Genomic DNA, 3,562 nt, shown 5'->3' with positions numbered 1-3,562 from the left:
TTTCCCCGGTGTTCCCGAAGTTTTGGCCAGCGCCTTTCGTTGCGTGAGCATATTGATTAGTGAAGATTTGCCGACATTTGAGCGCCCGATAAAAGCAAATTCGGGTAGTTCGGGCGCGGGGCATTCCCGATAATTCACGTTGCTGACGACGTATTCGGCTTGCTGGATATTCATGACTTCGGTAATGGGTTTGGCCCGCAAAGTTAAGGAAAAAGACCCGCCGCGAAACGAAACCGCCAACTCGTTGCGTTATGTAGGCGACTTTAAAAATTTGAACCAAACAAAAAGACATGAGAGGTTTACAAAAAATGGGCTGGATTTGGGCATTGATATTACTGGCGACCGCCAGCGCGTGGACGCCCAAGCTGGGGGAAGCCGCTGAGCCCGCCGCCGAGCAGGGAATTCAATTCACTGACGCCAGCTGGGCTGCCATCATGAAGAAGGCTAAAGCCGAAAATAAAGTCATCTTTCTGGATGCTTACGCCAGTTGGTGCGGACCGTGCAAGCTTTTGCAGAAAAATGTGTTCACCCGTCCCGATGTCGGCGAACTATTTAACAAAAACTTTATTAACGTCAAGGTCGATATGGAGCGCGGCGAGGGTCCGCAACTGGCGCGGCAGTTTCCTATGGAAGCGTACCCAACTTTGTTTTTTATCGAGCCGGATGGGAAAATCGTCCGAAAAGTGATTGGGTATCGCTCACCCGAGCAGTTGATCTCGTTGGGTAAAAGCGTTTTGAATACGATTTAATCGCTCAGTGTACCTGGTTTGTAGCCTGGCGTAGCAAATGCGTTGAGAAATCCACAGTATTTTTAGTACAAAACCCGAGCCGAGATAGGTTCGGGTTTTGTTTTTAGGGGAACAGGCTTTTAATTTTCGAGGCAATCTGTTGTCGATCGGTAGTTTCCAGGTTAGAGCCTGATGGCAAACATAAACCTACCTCAAACAGGTTTTCGGCTACCTTACCACCAAAGCAGGGCGCGTCAGTGAAGACGGGTTGCTGGTGCATGGGTTTCCATAGTGGCCGGGACTCGATGTTTTTTCCCTCTAATGCTAAGCATACCATCTCCCGAGTAACGCCGCCCGACTGTTTTGGGTCGATGGTAAGGCACGTGAGCCAACGGTTGGAGAAATGCCCCTCCGGTTCCGGCTGAAAGTCTACTCCGGGCAGACCGCCGAGTTCTTCTTGATAAAAATCAAAATTGGCCCGCCGTTGTGCCACGCGTTCATCTATTACTTCCAGTTGCCCCCGGCCGATCCCTGCGCAGACGTTACTCAGTCGATAGTTGTAGCCAATCTCCGAATGCTGGTAGTGTGGCGCGTCGTCGCGGGCCTGGGTCGCGAGGAATTTCGCCTTTTCTATATAGCTATCATTTTCCGAAAGCAAGGCTCCACCGCCCGACGTGGTGATGATCTTGTTGCCATTGAAGGACAACACCGACATCTTTCCAAACGAACCCGCCTTTCGCCCAAAGTACATTGAACCTAATGCCTCGGCGGCATCTTCCACGAAGGGTACTTCGTACGTCTCGCATAAAGCCAAAATCTCCCGCAATCGAGCGGGCATTCCGTAGAGGTGAACCCCAATTACCGCCTTCGGCTTTTTGCCCCGTTCGGTGTAGTATTGCAAAGCCTTCTCCAATGCCTCGGGACAGAGGTTCCAGGTATCTCTTTCACTATCCAGAAAGACAGGCGTAGCGTCCTGATACACAATCGGATTGGCCGAGGCGGAGAAAGTAAAAGATTGACAAAGAACGACATCGTCCGAAGAAACACCCAGCATGATGAGCGCCAGATGAATGGCCGCTGTACCGGACGACAGCGCGGCAGCATGACTTGTGCCAACATAAGTACAAAGTTCTCGTTCAAAGCCGTCCACGTTCGGTCCCAGCGGGGCAATCCAATTGGTGTCGAAGGCTTGCTGCACGTAGGGCAGTTCGCGACCGCTCAGATGGGGGGAGGAGAGGAAGATTTTGTTCATGCGTTCGAAATTACTACCCGCGCCGGATTCCCCCGCACAGTGGCCCCGTCGGGAATATGGGTAGTCACGACGCTCCCGGCGGCGATCAGGCAATTTGTGCCGATGGTTAGGTTGGGAGCTACAACGCTGCCTGCACCAATCAAAGTACCTTCCCCCACTTGCACCGCCCCGCAAAGTACCACACCCGGTGCCAGATGAACGAAATCGCCCAAAACGCAGTCGTGATCTACAGTAGCGGCAGTGTTGATAATCACATGGTAGCCAATCTGTGCGTCAGCCTGAATGATCGTACCCGGCATCACTACGGTGCCTTCACCGATGCGCGCCGTGTCGTCCACGAGAGCCGATGGGTGAATAGCCGTCCCGAAGCGGTGGCGGATGCGCAGCGCTACTTTCCGGCGGATATCGTTAAAGCCTATGGCGATAATCAGCGGCACGGCGGGCTGGAAATCTGGATCGTAAACACCCACGACGGGAATATCTCCCAGGTTTTTCTTGCCCAGATCGTCGTCAAAAATCGCCGTCACCTCTTGCCCCCTTGTCCGCAGGATAGAGTTTATGACTTTGGCGTGGCCGCTGGCACCGTAGAGAAGCATGATAATGTTGAATTGTTGTGGATTTGTTGGATGCTTATTTGTTAAAGTAGTGCGTGATGCTGGAGGGCCAAAATCACTTCGTTCCTCTGGAACTTTGGAACTTTGTACCTTTAAATCTTTCCATTGTTACTGACGTCCCCGACGATATCCCTTCACCTTTGAAAACCTTCACTATCGTTAGCCAGATAATTTTCACGTCCAAGGCCATTGAAAGATTTTCGACGTACCAAACATCGTAAGCAAGCTTTTCTTCCCAACTAATGGCGTTACGGCCGTTGACCTGCGCCCAACCCGTGATGCCGGGGCCGACGCGGTGGCGTTTGTTTTGTTCTTCGGTATAGAGCGGTAGATACTCTACCAACAAGGGACGGGGGCCGATAAGGCTCATTTCGCCTTTCAGGACGTTCCAGAGTTGAGGGAGTTCGTCCAGTGAGGTTTTCCGAAGTAGTTTCCCTAAAGCAGTCAGCCGCTCGGCGTCGGGAAGGAGCTGGCCGGCGGCGTCGCGATGATCGTTCATGGTTTTGAATTTTATCAAAACAAAAACCTTGTCGCCTTGTCCTGGACGCGGTTGTAGGAAAAGTGGGTTGTCCCGATTGGCTACGGCGAGGAGCAGAGCGATGACCAATAAAAAAGGCGAGAGGACAGCTAAGCCCAGAAAAGAAGCCAGCAGATCGATGAAACGTTTGCCGAAGCGGGCGTAGAGCGTCACGATACAGACTACAGATAATCCGGAAACCGCTGCGGTTCCGCTTCGTGCATCAGGGCGTAGGCAGCTTCGAATACATTCTCGGCATTGGGCTTCGAGAAGTAGTCGCCATCGGAGCTATAAGCCGCGCGGTGGGGTTGGGCAGCGATGGTCTGCGGGGCGGAGTCGAGCCAGCGGTAAGCGTTTTGTTTTTCCAAAACCTGTTGCATCATGAAAGCCGAGGCTCCACCCGGATAATCCTCGTCGGCAAAAATTACCCGATTGGTTTTCTGGATAGACT

The 3,562-nt window shown here is 52.4% G+C and carries 5 protein-coding genes and 1 pseudogene; 1 reads left to right on the top strand and 5 read right to left on the bottom strand.

Translation table 11 applies throughout. The features are described 5' to 3' along the window. The coding region (locus ACEW8P_RS05705) for a GTPase (protein WP_373512140.1) at positions 1–174 on the bottom strand (174 nt) is incomplete at its 3' end. A gap of 116 nt (positions 175–290) precedes the next feature. Between ACEW8P_RS05705 and ACEW8P_RS05700 the strand changes: the two genes are divergently transcribed. After that, positions 291–749, top strand: coding sequence for a thioredoxin family protein (locus ACEW8P_RS05700; RefSeq protein ID WP_373512139.1), 459 nt, complete (start codon positions 291–293; stop codon positions 747–749). A gap of 103 nt (positions 750–852) precedes the next feature. Here the strand turns inward: ACEW8P_RS05700 and ACEW8P_RS05695 are convergent, their stop codons facing one another. The 4 genes and pseudogenes from ACEW8P_RS05695 to ACEW8P_RS05680 form a co-directional block, all read right to left on the bottom strand. Then, on the bottom strand, positions 853–1,980 hold the full coding sequence (locus tag ACEW8P_RS05695) for an aminotransferase class I/II-fold pyridoxal phosphate-dependent enzyme (RefSeq protein ID WP_373512138.1): 1,128 nt from the start codon (positions 1,978–1,980) through the stop codon (positions 853–855). Then, on the bottom strand, positions 1,977–2,576 hold the full coding sequence (locus tag ACEW8P_RS05690) for an acetyltransferase (RefSeq protein ID WP_373512137.1): 600 nt from the start codon (positions 2,574–2,576) through the stop codon (positions 1,977–1,979). The genes ACEW8P_RS05695 and ACEW8P_RS05690 overlap by 4 nt, the downstream gene beginning before the upstream one ends. 73 nt (positions 2,577–2,649) lie before the next feature. Beyond that, positions 2,650–3,285: a sugar transferase gene (locus ACEW8P_RS05685; protein ID WP_373512136.1), complete on the bottom strand. Its 636-nt coding sequence runs from the start codon at positions 3,283–3,285 to the stop codon at positions 2,650–2,652. 8 nt (positions 3,286–3,293) lie between these two features. After that, a pseudogene (locus ACEW8P_RS05680) lies at positions 3,294–3,562 on the bottom strand (transketolase); the annotation flags it as partial.

This window comes from Persicitalea sp. (assembly GCF_041751555.1).
Lineage (GTDB): Bacteria > Bacteroidota > Bacteroidia > Cytophagales > Spirosomataceae > Persicitalea.
This window is presented reverse-complemented; position numbering and strand designations above follow the sequence as displayed.

Excerpts from the sequence above, each read along its gene's own strand:
- ACEW8P_RS05700 (WP_373512139.1), top strand. The coding sequence starts at position 291 with ATGAGAGGTTTACAAAAAATGGGCTGGATTTGGGCATTGATATTACTG.
- ACEW8P_RS05695 (WP_373512138.1), bottom strand. The coding sequence starts at position 1,980 with ATGAACAAAATCTTCCTCTCCTCCCCCCATCTGAGCGGTCGCGAACTG.
- ACEW8P_RS05690 (WP_373512137.1), bottom strand. The coding sequence starts at position 2,576 with ATGCTTCTCTACGGTGCCAGCGGCCACGCCAAAGTCATAAACTCTATC.